This is a genomic window from Nocardia sp. NPDC058658 (assembly GCF_042716665.1).
Taxonomy (GTDB): Bacteria; Actinomycetota; Actinomycetes; order Mycobacteriales; family Mycobacteriaceae; genus Nocardia.
Genome location: NZ_JBHXRR010000007.1, coordinates 233,455 through 254,872 on the forward strand (window position 1 = coordinate 233,455; position 21,418 = coordinate 254,872).

At 70.3% G+C, this 21,418-nt stretch carries 4 protein-coding genes; 3 read left to right on the top strand and 1 reads right to left on the bottom strand.

Annotation, left to right across the window (positions count from 1 at the left end; genetic code table 11):
• The first annotated feature begins 1 nt into the window (after position 1).
• The 3 genes from ACFWUP_RS14130 (at position 2) to ACFWUP_RS14140 (ending at position 19,777) form a co-directional block, all read left to right on the top strand.
• Positions 2-17,161: an amino acid adenylation domain-containing protein gene (locus ACFWUP_RS14130; protein ID WP_379234167.1), complete on the top strand. Its 17,160-nt coding sequence runs from the start codon at positions 2-4 to the stop codon at positions 17,159-17,161.
• Positions 17,162-17,365: 204 nt separating this feature from the next.
• Positions 17,366-18,388, top strand: a complete 1,023-nt coding sequence (locus ACFWUP_RS14135; protein ID WP_379234216.1) for an alpha/beta hydrolase — start codon at positions 17,366-17,368, stop codon at positions 18,386-18,388.
• Positions 18,389-18,535: 147 nt separating this feature from the next.
• Positions 18,536-19,777: a TetR/AcrR family transcriptional regulator gene (locus ACFWUP_RS14140; protein ID WP_379234169.1), complete on the top strand. Its 1,242-nt coding sequence runs from the start codon at positions 18,536-18,538 to the stop codon at positions 19,775-19,777.
• Positions 19,778-19,865: 88 nt separating this feature from the next.
• Here the strand turns inward: ACFWUP_RS14140 and ACFWUP_RS14145 are convergent, their stop codons facing one another.
• Positions 19,866-21,371: an aldehyde dehydrogenase family protein gene (locus ACFWUP_RS14145; RefSeq protein ID WP_379234171.1), complete on the bottom strand. Its 1,506-nt coding sequence runs from the start codon at positions 21,369-21,371 to the stop codon at positions 19,866-19,868.
• Positions 21,372-21,418: the final 47 nt, after the last annotated feature.

Here is a 21,418-nt window from a genome sequence, read left to right on the forward strand (position 1 = left end):
CATGACTGGGCAGCGAACAGTCCGGATGTCTCGGGCATCGCGTGCCGTGCAGCGTGGGAAATCACTGCCACAACTGGTGTCGATCGCGGTGGAGTCCAATCCGGACGGAATCGCGCTGTCCTGGTCGGACGGTGTTTCCGAGCCGGTGCGCCTGACCTACGCCGAGCTCGACCGCCGCGCCAACCAGCTGGCCCGCCTGCTGATCGCGCGCGGTGTGGGGCCAGAAGACATTGTCGCCATCGGTGTTCCGCGATCGCCGGAATCGGTGCTCGCCCTGTGGGCGGTCACCAAGACCGGTGCCGCGTTCCTGCCCGTCGACCCGAACTATCCGCAGGCCAGGCTGGCTCACATCCTCGGCGATGCCGACGTGGTCCACGGTGTCGCGGTCGATGCCGCGATGGACCGGCTCCCCGGCACCGTCGACTGGCTGCGCCTCGACGACCCCGCCGTGCGACGGGTCACCGAAGAGCTGTCGGGCGACCCGGTGACCCGCGACGATCGCGTTCGCCCGCTGCGGCAGTCGCACCCCGCCTACCTCGTCTACACCTCCGGCTCCACCGGGCTGCCCCGCGGCGTCGTCGTCACCCATGCCGGGCTGGCGAACGTCTACGAGTACCAGCGCGAGCACTACCAGCTCGGTCGGGATTCGCGGGTCCTGCAGTTCGCCTCGCCCTCGTTCGACGCCTCGGTGTTCGAGGTGTTGATGGCGCTGTGCGGCGCGGCGACCCTGGTGGTCGCCCCGCCGACCGTCTACGGCGGTGACGACCTGGCGCAGCTGCTGCGCCGCGAACGCGTCACCCACGGTTTCATCACCCCGTCGGCGCTCGCCTCGGTGGATCCGCACGGTCTCGACGACTTCCGGGTGGTCGTCGTCGGCGGCGAAGCGTGTCCGCCGGAGTTGGTGCGGCGCTGGGCGATTCCCCTTGCCGGTGGTGAGAACCGGGCGCTGTACAACGGTTACGGTCCCACCGAGGCCACCATGGGCACCAATTTCAGTGCGCCGCTGGTGGCAGGGCAGGCGGTGACGATCGGTCCGCCGATCCGCAATGTCACCGAGTACGTGCTCGACGAGCGGCTGGTGCCGGTGCCAGACGGCATCGTCGGCGAGCTCTACATCGCGGGCAACGCGCTGGCCCGCGCCTACCACCGGCAACCGGGGACCACCGCGGCCCGTTTCGTCGCAGACGGGGCAGGCGGGCGGATGTACCGCACCGGTGACCTCGTTCGCAGGCAGGTCGACGGTGCGCTCGAATACCACGGCCGCAACGACTTCCAGGTGAAGGTCCGTGGGTTCCGGATCGAGCTGGGTGAGATCGACGCGGTGCTCGCCGCGCACGACAGCGTCGACTTCGCCGTCACCCTCGGGCACGAACTCGACAACGGCACAACGATTCTCGCCGCCTACGTGCACGCCGCGCCCGGTGCGTGTATCGACACCGACGAGCTGTTCGCGCACGCGGAATCGGGTCTGCCAGCGCACATGGTGCCCACCGCGCTGACCGAGCTCGAGACGATTCCGTTGACGCCGGTCGGCAAGCTCGATCGCGCCGCGCTGCCCGCGCCGACACTGCGTGCCGCCCAGTTCCGCGCACCCGCCGGTGCGATGGAAGGGCTGGTGGCACAGATCTTCACCGAGCTGCTCGCCCCGACGGAACCGGTCGGCGCGGATGACGACTTCTTCTCCCTCGGCGGCAATTCGCTGCTCGCCACCCAGGCCGCGGCTCGACTCGGGTCCGCGCTGTCGACGCGGGTGCCCGCCGGTCACGTCTTCGAAAGTCCCACTGTCGCAGGGCTTGCCGCGGCACTCGAACCGCTGAAGGGCGCCGGGGGACTCGCGCCGCTCACCCGGCGCGGACGGCCCGAGCTGATCCCGCTCTCGCCCGCCCAGCAGCGGATGTGGTTCCTCAACCAGTTCGATCCGGGTTCCACCGCCGAGACGGTTCCGTTCGCGCTCCGGCTGTCCGGCCCCTTCGATCCGCGCGCACTGCACGCGGCACTGTCGGACCTGGTCGGACGGCACGAATCGCTGCGCACCTGGTACCCGGTGGTCGACGGGGTCGGCTACCAGGTGATCCTGCCGCTGGCCGAAGCGGTGCCCGACGTGCTGTTCGACTCGCTCACCGAGGACGAATTGCCGCTGTGGCTGGCTGAATTCGCCGCCACGGGCTTCGACGTCGCCGCCGGTGTGCCGTTGCGGGTGGCGTTGGCCGAACTGGGCCCCCAGGAGCACGTGCTCGCGCTCGCGCTGCACCACATCGCCGCCGACGGTGCCTCGGTGAAGCCGCTGCTGCGTGACCTGATCGGCGCCTACCTCGCGCGGCGCAATCGCTCGCGGCCCAGCTGGCAGCCACTGCCCGTGCAGTACGCCGACTACACGCTGTGGCACCGGGAACTTCTCGGCGCCGAGGACGATCCGAGTTCTGTTGCCGCCGAACAGATCACGCACTGGCGCGCGGCGCTGGCCGGGCTGCCCGACCGGCTCGACCTGCCCACCGATCGCCCACGTCCGCCGGTGTTCAGCGGGCGCGGCGCCGAATTCGACTTCCAGATCCCGGCGCGGGTACACACCGGGATCGCCGCCCTCGCCCAGCGCAGCGGCACCTCCGAATTCATGGTCGTGCACGCCGCGTTCGCGGTGCTGCTCGGTCGCCTCGCGCACACCGACGACGTCGCCATCGGCACCCCGGTGGCGGGGCGAGGGGCCCGCGAACTCGACGACCTGATCGGCATGTTCGTCAACACCCTCGTGCTGCGCTCGCACCTGGACCCGAACGCGAGCTTCCTCGAACTGCTGCACGCCACCAAGCGCGCCGACCTCGCTGCCTTCGCCAACGCGGACCTGCCGTTCGAGCGGCTGGTCGAGATCGTCGACCCGGTCCGCTCGCAGGCACACCACCCGCTGTTCCAGGTGGCGCTGTTCTTCCAGAATCTGGACCTACCGAATCTGCGACTACCCGGCCTCGCGGCCACCCCGATCCGATTCGGCGGTGCGGTGGCGCGTTTCGACCTGCAGCTCACCATCGTGCCCGGCACCGATCCGACCGCACCGATGGCCGCGTCGTTCAACTACGCCACCGATCTGTTCGATGCCGACACCGTCGAGATCCTGGCTGCCCGGTTCACCCGGCTGCTCGACACCGTCGCCACCGACGCCGACCTCGCGATCGCCGATATCGACCTGCTCACCGAAGTCGAGCGTGAACAGACCCTCGTGGCCTGGAACGACACCCGCCATCCGGTGCCGCCGGAACCGCTGCTCGACGCGTATCGCCGTGCGGTGCAGACACATCCGGATGCGACCGCGCTGGTCTACGCGGATACCGAGCTGACCTACCGGCGGTTCGACGAGCGAGTGAACGCTCTCGCCCGGACGCTGATCGCGGCCGGTGTCGGGCCCGAAATCCTTGTCGGACTGGCCGTTCGACGCTCGCCCGAGCTTGTCATCGGCATCTACGCGGTGCTCACTGCGGGCGGAGCCTATGTGCCGCTCGACCCCGACCACCCGGCCGAGCGCATCGCCTACATCCTCGACACCGCGCGCCCCGCCTGTGTGCTGAGCACCCGCGCCGACGCCGTCGCGGTCCCGTCAGGCACTACGTTGCTACTGCTGGACGAGCTGGATTCCGCTGACGTACAGCATGATCCGGTCCATCCGTCGGAGCTGCTGGCACCGCTGCACCCCGAGCACCCGGCCTATGTCATCTTCACCTCCGGTTCCACCGGCAAGCCCAAGGGCGTCGTGGTCTCGCACGCCGCCATCGGGAACCAGCTGGTGTGGATGCTGGCGAAATACCCACTGGCACTGGGTGATGTGTACCTGCAGAAGACCGCGACCACCTTCGACGTGTCGCTGTGGGGCTACTTCCTGCCGTTGCGGGTCGGCGCGAAACTGGTGCTCGCCGCACCGGACGGTCACCGCGATCCCGCGTACCTGAGCGCGGAGATCGCGCGGCACCGGGTCACCGTCACCGACTTCGTTCCGTCGATGCTGACGGTGTTCGCCGCACAGGCGGACGGGGGCCTGGAAACGCTGCGTGAGGTCTTCGTGATCGGTGAGGCGCTGCCCGCCGAGACCGTCGATGCGATGGCCGCGGTCAGTTCGGCCAGGTTGCACAACCTGTACGGACCCACCGAGGCGGCGGTCTCGGTGACCTACTGGCCCGCACGACCGGGTGAGCGTTCTGTGCCGATCGGGCTGCCGGAGTGGAACTCTCGGGTCTATGTCCTCGACGAGCGGCTGCGTCCGGTACCGCCGGGGGTGGCGGGGGAGCTGTATCTCGCGGGTGATCAGCTCGCCCGTGGGTACGTCGCGCGACCCGGTCTGACTGCCGATCGGTTCGTCGCCGACCCGTTCGGCACCGACGGTGCGCGCATGTACCGCACCGGGGACCTGGTGGTGTGGCGTCGGCCCAGCGCTGGCACGCCGCATCGACTGGACTATCTGGGGCGCATCGATTTTCAGGTGAAGTTCCGTGGTCAGCGGATCGAGCTCGGGGAGATCGAGGGGGCGCTGCTGGCGCACGAAACCGTCAGCCAGGCAGTGGCAGCGGTGGTGTCGACCGAGCTGGGTAAACAGCTGGTCGCCTACGTCGTACCCACCGCCGGCCACGCCGCCGAACCGGACCGCCTACAGGCGGCACTGTCGAAATTCCTTCCGGCCTATATGGTTCCGGCGTCTGTGACCGTGCTCGACGACCTGCCGCTCAACCCCAGCGGCAAGCTCGACCGCAGGGCACTGCCCGCACCGAGCTTCACCGCCAGGGCCTTCCGTGCGCCGAGCACCGCACCGGAGCGGCTCGTCGCCGGGCTGTTCGGGGAAGTGCTCGGCCGCAACGACATCGGCGCCGACGACGACTTCTTCGCCCTCGGCGGCAACTCCCTGATCGCCACCCGCCTTGTCGCCCGCCTCGGTGCCGCCACCGGTGATCGGGTCGCCGTGCGCACCCTCTTCGAAACGCCCACCGTCGCCGGACTCGCCGCTGTCCTCGACCCCGATGCGGTAGCCGAGCCGACTCCTGGACTGGCCATTCCGCCCCGCCCCGCCGAGCTACCCCTCTCGCCCGCTCAGCGCCGCATGTGGTTCCTCAACCGCTTCGGCCAGGGCGCCGACGATGCCGGCGCCTACAACCTGCCGTTCGCCCTGCGCCTGACCGGGACCCTCGACGTGGGCGCCCTCACCGCCGCCCTGCGCGACGTGCTGGCCCGCCACGAAGTCCTGCGCACGATCTACCCCGACACCCCCAACGGTCCGATCCAGCAGATCCTGTCGGTCGACGACGTCGATCTCGACCTTGCAGTGCGCCCGCTCGGCCTCGGTCGACCGGCCGGTGGAGTTCGGGCAGCGGTGCCCGTTGACGAAGGCAGCGAACGGCCGACCGCAGCGGTGGATGTCTCGGGCGTCGTCCGTCCCGGCGGTGCCGACGACCAGGTAGTTCCCTCAGCGACGGCGCCCGGGCTGATCGAACAGGTGCGTGCGCTCGCGGCGACCGGGTTCGACGTGACGACCGAGGTTCCGCTGCGGGTGCGGCTGTTCGACGTCACGGGCAGCGGGCCCGACGCGCCGACCGAGCACGTGCTCGCCGTGGTGGTGCACCACATCGCCGCCGATGCCTCCTCGATGGCGCCGCTCGTGCGCGACGTGACCGCCGCCTACCTCGCACGCGCCGCCGGCCGCGCCCCCGATCGGGCCGCACTGTCTGTGCAGTACGCCGACTACGCGCTGTGGCAGCTGGATCGGCTCGGTGCCGAGGACGACGCCGAGTCGATTGCCGCACAACAGCTCTCGTTCTGGCGGTCTGAACTTTCCGGGCTGCCGGATCTGTTGGAGCTGCCCGTCGACCGGCCCCGCCCCGCCGTTGCCTCGCTCGCAGGCGACCGGGTGCCCGTCCGCATCGACGCCGACACCCACGCCGCACTGACGCGGATCGCGCGCGAGCACGGTTCGACCGTGTTCATGGTGCTGCACACCGCTTTCGCGGTACTGCTGGCCCGGCTCTCCGGTACCGCCGACGTAGCGGTCGGCACGCCCGTCGCCGGGCGGGGTGAGCGCGAACTCGACGAGCTGATCGGCATGTTCGTCAACACCGTCGTCCTGCGCACCCGCTACAACGGTGGCGCCACGTTCGCCGAGCTGCTCGACGCCCAGCGCGCGAGTGATCTGGCCGCGTTCGCCGCCGCCGACATTCCGTTCGAGCGGCTGGTGGAGGTGCTCGATCCGCCGCGCTCGACCGCACGTCATCCGCTGTTCCAGGTGGGTTTCTCGTTCCACAACGTCGAGCGTGCCGAACTGGAACTACCCGGCCTGCGCATCACGCCGGTCGCCACCGAACTCGCGGTGTCGCAGTTCGACCTGAACCTGGTCGTCGGCGACAGCTACGACGCCGACGGGTCGCCCACCGGCATCGAGGGCTTCCTCACCTACGCCACCGACCTCTTCGACGCCGCGACCGTGACGGCCTTCGTCGACCGGTTGGCGCTGCTGCTCGCGGCGGTCGTTCGTGAACCCACCGTGGTCGTCGGCGATGTCGACCTGCGGACCGAGGAGGATCGGTCGACCGAGATCGTCAGTGGCGCCGCCGATCTCGCCGTTCCGGGCGGCACGTTGGCCGATCTGCCGCTGGTGGCCCGCCCCGAGGCCGTCGCGCTGATCGCCGATCTGCCGGAGGGTCGGCTCGAGCTGACCTACGCCGAGTTCGACTCGCGGGTGAACAGGCTTGCGCGCCATCTGATCTCGTTGGGCGTCGGCCCGGAGTCCCTGGTCGCGCTCGCGCTGCCGCGGTCTGTCGATCTCGTGGTCGCCATGTACGCGGTGAGCAGGTCCGGTGGTGCCTACGTGCCCATCGACCCCGACCAGCCCGCGGACCGCACCGACTACATCCTGCACACCGCGGCCCCGATCTGTGTGCTCAGCAACGGTTTCCGCACCGATGCCGCGCCCGTGGTGCGCGTCGACCACCCGGCGATCGCCGCCGCCGACCCCGCCCCCGTCACCGACGGGGACCGGAGGGCACCGCTGCGTCCGGAGAACACCGCCTACGTCCTGTTCACCTCTGGCTCCACCGGTCGCCCCAAGGGTGTTGCGGTGCCGCACGCGGCGGTGATCAACCAGTTGCAGTGGCTGCGTGGGGAATTCGGCACCGACGCCGGGGATGTCTTCCTGCTCGAGACGCCCGTCACCTTCGATGTGTCGGTGTGGGAGTTCTGGTCGGCCGCCGTCTGTGGTGGCCGCCTGGTGATCGCGGCCCCCGACGGCCACCGCGACCCCGCCTACCTCGACACTCTCATCGCCGAAACGGGCGTCACCACCCTGATCGCGGTGCCGTCACCGCTCGACGCACTGTGTGCCCACTGGGAATCGAGTCGCACCGGACTCTTCGGCGCACGCAACAGCAGTCCGCTCACCCGGATCCTCGCGATCGGCGAGGCCATGCCCGCGGGCCTGGCCCAGCGCCTGCTGAAAGCATTGCCCGACACCAGGATCGACAACCTGTACGGCCCCACCGAGGCCGCCGTGTCGATCACCGATCACCGCGTGACCAGCGCCGACGTGCTGACCGTCCCGATCGGCACCCCCGAATGGAACAGTCGCGTCTACGTCCTCGACGAGCGCCTGCGCCCCGTCGCGCCCGGCATCACGGGTGAGCTGTACCTCGGTGGCATTCAGCTCGCGCGCGGCTACCTGCGCAAGGCCGCCCTCACCGCCGAACGTTTCGTCGCCGACCCCTTCGAGCCCGGCGCGCGCATGTACCGGACCGGCGACCTCGTCGCCCGCGCCCGGGGCGGTGAGCTCGTTTACCTGGGCCGCAGCGACTTCCAGGTCAAGGTTCGTGGGTTCCGGGTAGAGCCGGGCGAGATCGAGGCCGCTTTGCTCGCGGTACCCGGTGTGACCAAGGCCGTCGTGCTCGCGCGCACCGACGCGCACTTCGGTGACCGGCTGGTCGGCTATCTGGTCGGCGCCGATCTCGATGTCGCACAGGTGCAATCGGCGCTGGCGGGCAAGCTACCGACCTATCTCGTGCCGGATGTCTTCGTCGTACTCGACGACCTGCCCTACACCGCCAACGGCAAACTGGATCGAAAAGCGTTGCCCGCGCCCGTTTTCAAGTCCGCTACGTCGCGCACACCCGCGACTCCCGCCGAGCAGGTGATCGCCGATGTCTATGCCGAGGTCCTCGGCGTCGGCTCCGTCGGTGCCGAGGACGACTTCTTCGCTCTCGGCGGCAACTCGCTCCTCGCCACCAGGGCCGCGGCCCGGATCGGGGCGGCACTCGATCGCACGGTCGGTGTCCGGTTGCTGTTCGAGGCCCCGACGGTGGCCGATCTCGCGCTGCGCGTGCACCGGTCCGACGAGGCGACCGCCGCGCCGATGCTCGCGGCCGCGCGCCCGCAGCGGGTGCCGCTCTCGCTCGCCCAGCAGCGGATGTGGCTGCTCAATCGCCTCGACCCCGAGGCGACCGTCTACAACATCCCGGCCGCGATCCGCCTCACCGGCGCCCTCGACGTGCCCGCTCTCGGCCTCGCGGTCGCCGACCTGTTCGCCCGCCACGAGGTGCTGCGCACCCGCTACCCGGTGTCCAGCGGCGCCGCGCCTGCCCGGCTACACCCTGGACCTGCGGGTTCAGTCGCTCCTGGTGTCTCTACCGTCGACCGTGCCGCCACCGACCGTGCCGCCACCGACCGTGCCGCCACCGACCGTGCCGCCACCGACCGTGCCGCCACCGACCGTGCCGCCGCCGGCCGTGCGTCTGCGGCCGACGGTGCGTCTGCGGCCCAGGGTGTTTCCGCTGTTCCCGCCAGCAGTACAGGTTCCGCCCGTCCCGACAGTCGTGCAGCGCGTGTCGATGTGCCGTTCCAGGAGGTGCTCGCGCCCGATGCGATGCGGGTCGACCTGACCCCGGTCCCGGTCACTGCCGATGATCTCGCCGACGAGGTGCGACGGACGGTCGCCACCGGATTCGACGTCACCGCGCAACCACCGGTCCGGGTGCGACTGCTGCGCCTCGGCGCCGACGACCACGTCCTGGTGTTCGTCGCCCACCACATCAGCGCCGACGGTTTCTCCATGGGACCGCTCGTCCGCGACCTCGTTCTCGCCTACACCGCGCGCACCGCGGGCGCGCCGCCCGCCTGGTCGCCACTGCCGCTGCAGTACGCCGATTACGCGGTGTGGCAACGGGATTCACTCGGCGACGAAGCCGACTCCGGATCCGTGGCCGCCACCCAGCTTGCCTACTGGCACGACGAGCTCGCCGGGCTGCCGGAGGAAATCGCGCTTCCCGCCGACCGGCCCCGTCCGGCGGTGCAGTCGTTCGCCGGTGCCACCAGCACCTTCGAGGTCGACGCCGCGCTGCACGCCGAACTCGCCGGACTTGCCCGCACGCAGGGCGTCACCGTGTTCATGGTCGTGCAGGCCGCGCTCGCGGTGCTGCTCGCCCGGCTCAGCGGCACCGACGACATCGCCATCGGCACCCCGATCGCGGGCCGTGGCGCCCGTGAGCTCGACGATCTGGTCGGCATGTTCGTCAACACCCTGGTCCTGCGCAGTCGCGTCACCGAGAGCGAACCGTTCACCGCGCTGCTGGCCGGAACCCGCGACACCGACCTGCGCGCCTTCGCCAACGCCGACATCCCGTTCGAGCGGGTGGTCGAGGCGATCGGGCCGCAGCGGTCGGCGGGCAGGCATCCGTTGTTCCAGGTGGCGCTGTCGTTCGAGAACCTCGCGCCGGTCGCCTTCGAGCTCCCCGGAATCACGGTGGGCGCCGTGGACGCGCGCACCGCCGAGGCCAAGTTCGACCTGTTGCTCACCGTGCGCGAGCAGCCGCACAGCGGCGGCATGCACGCCGAATTCACCTACGCGACAGACCTGTTCGACGCGAAGACGGTGCACAGCTTCGGTGAGCGGTTCACTCGCGTGCTCGCCGCGGTGACCGCCGACCCCGACCGCGCCGTCGGCGATATCGCCCTGCTCGACCCCGCCGAATTCACCGCGCACACCACCTTCGCTGGTCCAGCGGCCGAACCGGCGCGCACCCTCGCCCAGCTGATGGACGACGCGGTTCGCGCCAACCCGACCGGCATCGCCCTGCGCGGCGACGGTCGCGGCTTCACCTACACCGAACTCGACGCAGCGGCCAACCAGCTGGCACGCGGTCTCATCGCCCGTGGCGCGCGCCCGGAAACCGCTGTCGCCGTGGCGATCCGGCGCTCGGTCGAATCGGTGCTCGCGGTCTGGGCCATCGCCCGCACCGGCGCGATGATCGTGCCGATCGACCCGGCCCACCCCGCCGAGCGGATCAGCCACATGGTCACCGACTCGGGCGCGGTCTTCGGCATCACCCTCGCCGCCGAGCTCGCCGGTCTGCCCGAACTGCCCGGCGATCGACGCTGGTTCGCGCTCGACGACCGGACGTTCACCGCCGAGGTCGCCGTCTGCGCGACGGTGAGCCTGCGCGAAATCGAACTCCTCGCACCGCCGAACACCGACAACGCCGCCTACATGATCTACACGTCCGGTTCGACCGGGCTGCCCAAGGGTGTCGTCGTCACCCACGCCGGACTCGCCAACTTCTGCGCCGAGCAGAAACAGCGCTACCGCCTCGACTCCGACACGCGCGCACTGGCTTTCGCGTCACCGTCGTTCGACGCGTCCGTGCTGGAACTGCTGCTCGCCATCGGTGGCGCGGGCACCCTGGTGATGGCGCCCGCCGGCTTCGTCGGCGGCACCGAACTGGCCGAACTGATCCGCACGGAGGGCGTCACCCACACCTTCCTCACCCCGACGGTCCTGGCCACCCTCGACCCCGACGGCATCCCCGGCCTTCGCACCCTGATCGTCGGCGGCGAACACGTCCCCGCCGACCTGGCCGCACGCTGGAACACGCTGCCCCAGCGCCACTTCCACAATGGTTACGGTCCCACCGAAACCACCGTCATGACCGCCATCAGCGACGCGCTGCACCCCGGCGACCCCGTCCACATGGGCGGCCCGATCCGCGGCACCCGCGCCCTGATCCTCGACGAACGCCTGCGCCCCGTCCCCGAAGGTGTCACCGGCGAGCTCTACCTCGGCGGCATCCACCTCGCCCGCGGCTACCACCGCCGCCCAGCCCTCACCGCATCCCGCTTCGTCGCCGACCCCTTCGCCGCCGACGCTGCCCGCCTGTACCGCACCGGCGACCTCGTGCGCCGACGCGGCGATGTGCTGGAGTTCGCCGGCCGCAACGATTTCCAGGTCAAGATCCGTGGCCTTCGCATCGAACTCGGTGAGATCGACGCCGTGCTCGCCGCCGCACCCGGCGTCTCCTGGGTCACCACGATCGGCCGCGACAACGGCACCGGATCGACCACGCTGGTCTCCTACGTGCAGGGCACCCGCGTCGACACCGCCGAACTCACCGCCCTCGCCGCGCGGGTCCTGCCCGGGTACATGGTGCCCGCCGCGATCGTCGTCCTCGACGAGATCCCGCTGACCCCCGTCGGTAAACTCGACCGCCGCGCGCTGCCGGACCCGATCGCCGTCCGCGCCGAACACCGCCCGCCGCGCACCGCCGCCGAGAAGACCATCGCCCGGGTGATCGGCGAAGTCCTCGACCGCGAGCGGGTCGGTCTCGACGACGACTTCTTCGCCCTCGGCGGCGACAGCATCACCGCCATCCAGGTGGTGTCGCGGGCAGGCTCGGCCGGTGTGGTGCTTCGACCGCGCGAGGTGTTCGACGCGCGCACCGTCGCCGCGCTCGCCGAACGCGCCCGCGTGACCGTCGAACCCGGCGCCTCGTCCACCTGCCTGCCGCTCACCGCGACCGCCGCCCAGCTCATCGAAGCGGGAGAGACTGCGGTCGAACCACGCGCGGTGCTCCTCGACGTGCCCGCCGACTGCCCGGACGAATCCGTCGCCGCCGCCGCGACCGCGGTGATGAACCAGCACCCGATGTTGTGGGCCCTGCTCGACCGCACCGGCGACACCCCGGTGCTGCGCATCCCCCCGCCCGAGGAACGCATCGGCGGCGCCTTCCGCAGGCTCGACACCGACGACGGTGAAGCCTCGCTGCCCGTCGACGATGTCGTCGCCGCGGCCGCCGCGGCACTCGACCCGGACGAGGGTCGCAACATCCACTTCATCCTCACCGGCGACGCCGACAACACCTCGACCCTGATCGTCGTCGCGAATGCCCTTGTCCTGGACGAGAGTTCGTGGCGCGCGGTGGTCGACCAGCTGAGCGCCGCGTGGAGTCGCGGCCGTCACGCCGCCCCCGCCGCCCCCGACGCCGGGCTCGGCGACCTGGTGCGCACGCTCGCCGACTACCCGGCCACCACCGCCGCGCGCGCCGAACGCGAGTACTGGCATCGCGCGATCCGTTCCAGGGCAGGCGAATCCGCCGACCTGCGCCAGCGCAACCGGGTCTCGCTGAGCATCACCGGTGAGGGCACCACCGCCGTCGGCACCGTCGCCGAGGCCTACCGCGCGACCGTCGACGAGGTGCTGCTCACCGCCGCCGCGCTGGCCCTGCACACCGCGGCCGACACCGCCGCGGCCCGGGTGATCGGCACCGTGGTCCGCCTGCGTGCCGACGAACGACTACTCGGCCGCGCCGACGCCGAGAACGTGGTCGGCGGCTTCACCGCCGACTACCCGCTGGCCCTTCGCCTGGACGGGATCGACGTCGCCGACGCGCTCGTCGGCGGCCCCGCGGCGGGCACGGCCCTGGCCCAGATCAAGGAACTGCGCCGCGCGGTCCCCGCCCACGGCGCCGGTTTCGGCCTGCTGCGCTACCTCGACACCGACACCTCCGACAGCGTCCGCACCCTGGACCGCGGCCGCTTCGCCGTGCGCGTACGTGACCTGCGCCCGGCCCGCGTCCACACCGACGTCGCCGCCGACGACCTGGCACTGGTGCTCACCGTCGACGCCACCGACGACGGCATGGTCGCCCGATTCGACTACGCCACCGCCGTACTCACCGCCGACGCGGTCAAAACCTTTGCCGAACACTGGATCCGCGCCCTCGGTGGACTCGCCGAACACGGATTACAGCCCGGCGCAGGCGGATTCACGCCGTCGGACTTCCCCCTCGTCAAGCTGGGCCAGACCGAACTGACCCGACTGGTCCGCCGCTACCCGCTGGTCAGCGATGTGTGGCCGGTGACCCCGTTGCAGTCGGGCATGCTGTTCCACGCCCTGCTCGCGGAGAATTCGGTCGACCCCTACATCACCCAGTTCGTCCTGGACCTCGACCCCTCGGTGGACGACGAGCGACTCCACGACGCGGCCCAGGCCGTGCTCGACCGGCACGACAACCTGCGCGTCGCCTTCGCCACCGACGCCGCGGGCACCCCGCTCCAGGTAGTACTCGACGACCTCGACGTCCCGTGGCGCGTCATCAATGCAGTGCTCGATGGCGCCCCTCCCGAGGGCCCTGCGTGGTCACGCTCCGCTACCGCCTCCGGGCCCGCCGGTCGGGGCGCGGACGACCTCGCCTACCAGCGCATTCGCGCCGCCGACCTGGCCGCCCACTTCGACATGGCCGCCGCCCCGCTGCTGCGGTTCACCCTGGTGCGCACGGCCGACACCGCGCACCTGCTCGTCACCAGCCACCACATCCTGATCGACGGCTGGTCGATGCCGCTGCTGCTGCAGGAACTGCTCAGCGCCTACGTAGTCGGCTCGCGCAGCAGGCGCCTTGCCAAGGTCGCGCCCTACCGCGACTACCTGGCCTGGCTGGTCGATCAGGATCTCGAAGCCGCGCGGACCGCGTGGCGCGCCGCCCTCACCGGCCTCGCCGAGCCGACGCCGCTCGCCCCCGTCGATCAGGGTCGCGAGATCGCCACGGGCACCGGCGAAACCGGTTTCGCTCTCTCACCGGCCGACACCGCCGCGCTGAGCGAACTCGCCGCGAGCCTCGGCGTCACGGTGAACACCGTCGTCCAGGCGGCATGGGGACTGCTCATCGCCCGGCTCGTCGATCGCGACGACGTGGTGTTCGGTGCCACCGTCTCCGGTCGGCCCGCCGAGCTCGCCGGGGTGGAGCGCATGGTCGGGCTCTTCCTCAACGCCATTCCCGTTCGAGTGCGGTTGCGTCCCGGCGATACCGTCGCCGAGCTGCTGCGCACCCTGCAGGACGAGCAGGCCGCGCTGTTCGATCACCACTACCTCGGCCTCGGGGAGATCCAGGACATCGCGGGGATCGACGCGCTGTTCGATTCGCTGGTCGTGTTCGAGTCGTTCCCGGTCGACCGCGCGGCGCTGGCGCAGGCCGCGACCGGGTCGGCCGCCGTCACCGGGATGGACTCCGCCAACGGCACCCACTACCCGCTCACCGTGCAGGTGGTCGCCGACGAGCAGCTGCGCGTGTCGGTGAAGTACCTGCGCGATGTGTTCGGTGCCGACACCGCGAACGCACTGGCGCACCGCTTTTCGATGCTGCTCGCGCGATTCGCCGCGGCCCCGCAGGCCAGGATCGCCGAGATCGACGTGCTGCTCGCGGAGGAACGCGCGAAGCTGGCGGCGATCAATGCCACCGACGCCCCCGAACTGCTCGACGAGGCGACACTGCTGTCGTTGTTCGACGACCAGGTCAAACGCACACCGCACGCCACCGCCCTCGTCGACGGCGAAACTACCTACACCTACACGGAATTCGACGAACGCGTGCGCAAGCTGGCCGGTGCCCTTCGTGCACAGGGCGCAGGGCCCGAGAAGCTGGTCGCGGTCGCGATGCGGCGCGGCATCGACCTGGTGACCGCGATCTACGCGGTGCTGCGGACCGGGGCCGCCTACGTGCCGGTCGACCCGGACCATCCGGCCGAACGGACCGAGCGGGTGCTGAAAGCGGCCGCACCGATCTGTGTGCTCGCCGGCGCCGAATTCACGACGGCCACCGATATTCCGGTCCTTGAAATATCCACGCTCAGTGGGGAAGTCACGGACCAGGAACTACCGAAGGCCGACAATCTCGCCTACGTCATCCACACCTCCGGCTCCACCGGAACGCCCAAGGGCGTCATGCTCACCCACCGGCAACTGGTCAACCAGTTCCGCTGGGCACAGCGCACCTACCCGCACGGCCCCGGCGACGTGGTCCTGCACAAGACACCGGTCACCTTCGACATCTCCGCGTGGGAGTTGTTGTGGCCGTTGCACACCGGCGCCACCGTGGTGATCGCCACCCCCGACGGTCACCGTGACCCGGCCTATCTGGCCGAGGTGATCGCCGAACGTGCCGTCACCACTGTGCATTTCGTGCCGTCGATGCTGGACGCCTTCCTCGCCGAGGACGCGGCGGCCGAATTGCCCGCACTGCGACGGGTGTTCGCCGCGGGCGAGGCGCTGTCATCGGCCACCGCCCGCCGGTTCGCCCAGCGGCTGCCCGCGGCGACGCTGATCAACTGGTACGGGCCCGCCGAAGCCGCGGTGGTCACCGCCGAGGTCGCCGAAGCCGGTGCCGCCGTTGGTATCCCGATCGGCACGCCGGTCGCCAACACGCGCGTCCACGTGCTCGACCGCCACCTGCGACCCGTCCCGCCCGGCACCGTGGGGGAGCTGTATCTGGAAGGGGTGCAGCTGGCCCGCGGATACCTCGGCGCCGCCACCCTCACGGCCGAACGTTTCGTCGCCCATTCCGGCGGCGGCAGGCTCTACCGCACCGGCGACGTCGTGCGTTCGACCCCCGATGGGCGCCTGGAATACCTGGGCCGCAGCGACTTCCAGGTGAAACTGCGCGGCCAGCGCATCGAACTCGGTGAGATCGAAGCCGTCCTGCGCGAGCACCACAGCGTCCGCCACGCCGCCGTCGCGCTCGTCCACGGACCGACGGGTGATCGCCTTGTCGGCTACGTGGTGCCCGCCGAAACCCGGACCGAGCCGGCTCGACCGGCTTCCCGGCCGGAGGGCTATTCGATCGAAAGCGGCACAGCCACCGCCGGTTTCGACACCGCGGCCCTGCGCGCCCACGCCAAGTCGGCGCTCCCGTCGTACATGGTTCCGGCGACCGTGGTGACGCTGACGTCCCTGCCGCTCAACGCCAGCGGCAAACTCGACCGCAACGCCCTGCCCGTCCCCGCGTTCACCACCCGCGCCTACCGGCCGCCGACCACACCGCTGCAGCGCGCCGTCGCCGAGGTCTACGCGGAGGTGCTCGGCGCGGGCAAGGTCGGCCTCGACGACGACTTCTTCGAACTCGGCGGCAACTCCCTCATCGCCACCAAGGCGATCAGCCGCCTGCGCACCAGAGTCGGCGCCGAGGTGCGGGTGCAGTGGTTCTTCACCGATGCAGGCGTCGCCGCGCTGGCCGAGCGCATCGACGCCTCCCAGACCGCCGCAGGCGACCACGACCTCGCCTCCGACCTCGAATCCGACGACGCCCTCGGCGTGCTGCTGACCATCCGCAACCGGGTACCGCACGGCACCGAGGCGGGCGGCACGCTGTTCTGCATCCACCCGATGTACGGGCTGTCCTGGTGCTATGCCGGTCTGGCGCAATACATTCCGGCACGACGGCCGATCTTCGGACTGCAGTCGCCCGCGCTGACCGAGGCGGCCTACCTGCCGGGCACCCTCGCGGAGATGGCGCGTCGCTATGTCGCCGAGATCGCGACCGTGCAACCGCACGGCCCGTACCGGCTGCTCGGCTGGTCGCTCGGCGGCGTGCTCGCCCACGCCGTCGCCACCGAGCTGCAGGCGGCGGGGGAGCAGGTGTCGCTGCTGGCGATGCTGGACTCGCACCCCGATATCGACGTGCCCGATTTCCACACCGCGGTCCGCGACGGGCTCGCCGAACTCGGCGTCGACGTCAGCGCCGCGCTGCCCGCCGCAGGCGTACGCGAACTCAGCGACGAGGCGCTGGCCGCCCTGCACGCGATCGTCCCCGCCAACATGGCCGTGCTCACCCCGGCCCGGTTGCGCCGCATCTATCGCAGCGCGGTGCGCTCGGCCGAGCTGATCGCCGAGCACCAGCCCGCGGTGTTCCGCGGCACGCTCGAATACTTCAGCGCGCTCGGACACGAGGCGGCCGCGGCGAATTGGGCACCGTATGTCGACGGCAAGGTCCACGATCGACCGATCGCGGTGGTGCATGATCAGATGACCTCGCCGCAGGCACTGGCCGAAGTCGGGCCACGGCTGGCGGAGCTGCTCGACGCCGGTGACCGAGCGGCCGGGGCGCGGTGACTTCAGTGATGCCAGTGAGGCATGATGTGACCGCGCTGTTGTAACGATTACCCCTGTTGTAACCACCGGATAACCCGTAGGGTTTCGCGTGTTGCAACTTCGTGCCCTGTTGGGGAGCACGGACCGAGTCGGAATTCGAGACGAAGCGAAGGTGCGAAATTGATGCGTCGGCCCATCCGGCGTCGTGGCCTCAGGGCCGCGGCGATGATCGCGGCAACGGCAGTGGCGGCGGGACTGATGTCGGGCATCGGCACCAGCCCGGCATCCGCTGACCCGATCATCGACTCCAAGAGCCTGCTCGCCAACCCGGTCTCCGACAACGGGTCCAAGATCGTCAAGGCCGAAGTGAAGGACGCGCGCAGTCTGCGACTGCACGTGTACTCCGCGTCCATGGACTCCAACATCATCGTCGACGTGCAGCGCCCCGCCGACGCCTCGGTTCCACGCCCCACCCTGTACCTGCTCAATGGTGCGGGCGGCGGCGAGGATTCGGCGTCGTGGGTGGCCAAGACCGACGCGCTCGCCTTCCTCGGCGACAAGAACGTCAACGTCATCCAGCCGATCGGTGGCGCCTGGAGCTACTACACCGACTGGATCGCCGACGACCCGGTCGTCGGGCGCAACAAGTGGAAGACCTTCTTCACCGAGGAACTGCCCCCGCTCGTCGACGGCGCCCTCGGCACGAACGGCGTGAACGCCATCGCGGGCCTTTCCACCTCCGGCACCACCGTGCTCGCGCTGCCGATCGCCAAGCCCGGCCTGTACAAGGCGGCCGCGGCCTACAGCGGTTGCGCGCAGACCTCCGACCCGGTCGGTTCGGAATTCGTCAAGCTCACGGTCGAGACCTGGGGCGGCGGCAACACCATGAACATGTGGGGTCCGCAGGGCTCGGCGGAATGGGTCAAGAACGACCCGTACGTGAACGCCGAGGGTTTGCGCGGCATGGATCTCTACGTCTCCACCGGCAACGGCCTGCCCGGCCCCTACGACACCCTCGACGGCCCCTACGCGCTGCCCGGCGCCTACGGCCTCGCCAACCAGATCGTCATCGGCGGCGTGATCGAGGCGGGCACCAACTACTGCACGCACAACCTGGCCAACCGGCTCAACGAGCTCGGCATCCCGGCCACCTTCAACTTCCGGCCGAGCGGCACCCACTCGTGGGGCTACTGGAAGGACGAGCTGAAGCTGTCGTGGCCGACACTGGCCCGCGGGCTCGGCCTGTAGAACTCCGGTTTTCGTCCGAACCGCCCCGGTAGCGAGCACGTCGCTGCCGGGGCGGTCGCATTTGTTCGACCTGCCCTCGACGTTTGCGAATTGTGGTTAACTTAGGTTGACTGGACCAACCCGGTTCGCGCAACGGAAAGTGAGTGCATGGTCGCCGATCGCAGTGAGGCCGAACAGGCCGGCGAGCCGACGACCGCACCTGCCCGCGTCGTGCGTCGCAGGCCCAAGGACCGCAAGATGCAGATCATGCGGGCCGCCGCCCGTGCGTTCAGCGCGCGCGGCTACTATCCCGTCGGCGTGGACGAGATCGCCGCCGAAGTTGGCATCTCCGGGCCCGCGCTCTACCGTCATTTCGCCAACAAATACGCACTGCTCGTGGCCGCCGCCGAGGAGGGTGCTCGGGGTTTGCGCGATGTCGCCGCTGCGGCCGACGACCCGGCGCTGAGCCCCGAAGCCAGGCTGAACGCGGTGCTCACCGCCGTCGCCGAACGCAATATCGACATCCGCCGCGAAGCCGGGCTCTACCGCTGGGAACGCCGCTACCTCGAGCGCGAGGACCGGGTGCGCATCCGCGCGTTCTACCGCGAACTCGAGGCGAACGTGGCCGCGCGGATCGCCGAACTGCGGCCGGAAGCGAGCGCCGACGACGTCATCCTGCTCGCGGTCGGCGCGCTGAGTTCGCTGGCCAGCATCGCTGCGCACCGCACCACCCTCTCGCACCCCCGCTTGCTCGCCGTGCAGCTCGAGATGGCATGGGCGATCGTGCGCGCCGAGCTGCCGCCGGCGCCCACCGCGGCCGAGCCCGACAAGCAGACCCGTGGCCTGCCGGTCACCTCGAAACGCGAACAGCTGCTCACCGAGGCGATCCGGATCTTCGGCCGCAACGGCTATCACGAATCGGGCATCGAGGAGATCGGCGCCGCCGTGGGCATCAACGCCTCCAGCGTGTACCGCCACTTCGACAGCAAGGCCGACCTGCTCGCCGCCGCCTTCCACCGCACCGCCGACCGCCTCTCGGTCGCGATCGGCGAAGCGCTGGCCGAGGGCACCGATCGCGCCGACGCCGCCCGCCGCATCGCCGACCAGCACGCGCGCCTGACCTTCGCGACGCCCGAGATCATGCCGGTCTACTACGCCGAGTTCAGCAACCTCCCACAGGCCGAACAGCACCGCCTGCGCGCGATCCAGCGCCAGAACATTCTCGAATGGGCCAACCTGCTCGACGTGGACCCGATCGAAGCCCGCTTCCGGGTGCACGCCGCCGTCGGCCAGATCATCGACGTCGGTCGTCTGCTGCGGTTCGACTCACGTCCCGAACAGCTCGCCCGCCTCGCCGCGCTGACCGACGCGGTACTGCTCGGCAGCGGCTCGGCCGACGAAAACCCCTGAGGCCCGTCGGCAATTCAGGAGGCCGTGGGGCTGAGAACTCGCGTCGCGGACCACCGCGCGCTTCGCCGAGTCGCTCGGGCTCAGCGGGTCAGCCGCGGCGTAAGCGGAACAGGGCTTTCGCCGTCTGTAGATGCCCTGGCCGACGGTCGAAGGTCGACAGCCGGACCGGCGCACGGTAGCGCCTGCGGGCGATCGACATCGTCCGGCTGAACTCGCGCAGACCCTGCTGGCCGTGACTGTGTCCCTGGCCGTACTCGCCGACACCGCCGAACGGCAGCGCCGGAATGCCGGTGAACGCGGTCGACGAATTCACCGTCACCACACCGACTTTCAACTGTTCGGCGACGAACTCCGCGCTGGGGATGTCGAGGGTGAAGATCGTGACGGCGATGCCGTTGCCCGCCGCGTTGACCCGGGTGACCGCGTCGGCCAGATCGGCGACCCGATTCACCACGAGCACCGGGCCGATTCCCTCGCCGGTGATGGCGATGCTGTCCTCCGGCACCTCGGCCAGCACGATCGGTTCCACGTACGGGTCGCGGAAGGAATCGAGCCCGCCGAGCACCGCGTGGCCGCCCTGAGCGAGCGCGTCGCGGACCTGCTTGCGCACCACGTCGACCTGGGCGGCATTGATCATCGGGCCGTAGGAAGCCCGGTTGTCGGCGCCGGGACGCAGCTTGGCCGCCCGCTCGGCCACTTTCGCCAGGAAATCGTCGAACACCGAATCGGCGACATAACAGCGCTGGATCCCCGAGGCGTTCTGCCCCGCGTTGGCCATCGCGCCGAACACCGCAGCCTCCGCGGCCGCGTCGAGCACCGCGTCGACGTGCACGATCATCGAGCCCTTGCCGCTGTTCTCCACCACCACCGGTGTCAGCGTCTGCGCGCACAGCCCGATCACCTCGCGTCCACCTGCCTCGGGCCCGGCGTAGGCGATCTTGTCCACCTCGGCTTTACACAGAGCGGTCGCGGTCCGCGAATTCCCGGTAACCGCTTGCAGCACAGGCTGATCGGGTGAGACCGCGGCCCAGCTGTCGGCCAGCCAGAGGCCCACACCGGTGCTGAGTTCGTGCGGATTGAACACCACCGCGTTACCGGCGGCCATGGCGTAGGCAATCGAACCCATCGGGGTGAACACCGGGTTGTTCCAGGCGCCGAGCACGCCGATCACACCCAGCGGCAGATAGCCGACGGAGGCGTGCTGATTGCGGGTGAACCAGCCGGTGGGCAGGCGCTTTCGGCCAAGGGTGCGCTCGGCGTTGCGGGCGGCCCAGTCCAGATTCTCCACCGCCAGCATCACTTCGAGGGTGGCGTCGGCCTCCGGCTTGCCGGTCTCGCTACGCAGGAGCTCCACCAATTCGCCTGCGTTGCGGGCGATCTGGCGTCGCCAGTCGAGTAACAGGTGCTTGCGCTCACCGAAATCCAGTTCGCCCCACCAGTTCTGGGAGGCGCGCGCGGTGCGTACCGCGCGGGTGACCTCGGCGCTGCCCTGCACCGGATACTGCCCGAGCAGTTCGCCGGTGCGCGGGTCATAGGACGTGAGCACATCGGACCGACCCGTCGGTACAGCGGCGGCGGCAGCTGACTCGACCATGGTCACCTCCCCACAAGTTCGAACTCACCCGCGTGCGGGCCGGTTGA

Excerpts from the sequence above, each read along its gene's own strand:
- ACFWUP_RS14130 (WP_379234167.1), top strand. The coding sequence starts at position 2 with ATGACTGGGCAGCGAACAGTCCGGATGTCTCGGGCATCGCGTGCCGTG.
- ACFWUP_RS14135 (WP_379234216.1), top strand. The coding sequence starts at position 17,366 with ATGATCGCGGCAACGGCAGTGGCGGCGGGACTGATGTCGGGCATCGGC.
- ACFWUP_RS14140 (WP_379234169.1), top strand. The coding sequence starts at position 18,536 with ATGGTCGCCGATCGCAGTGAGGCCGAACAGGCCGGCGAGCCGACGACC.
- ACFWUP_RS14145 (WP_379234171.1), bottom strand. The coding sequence starts at position 21,371 with ATGGTCGAGTCAGCTGCCGCCGCCGCTGTACCGACGGGTCGGTCCGAT.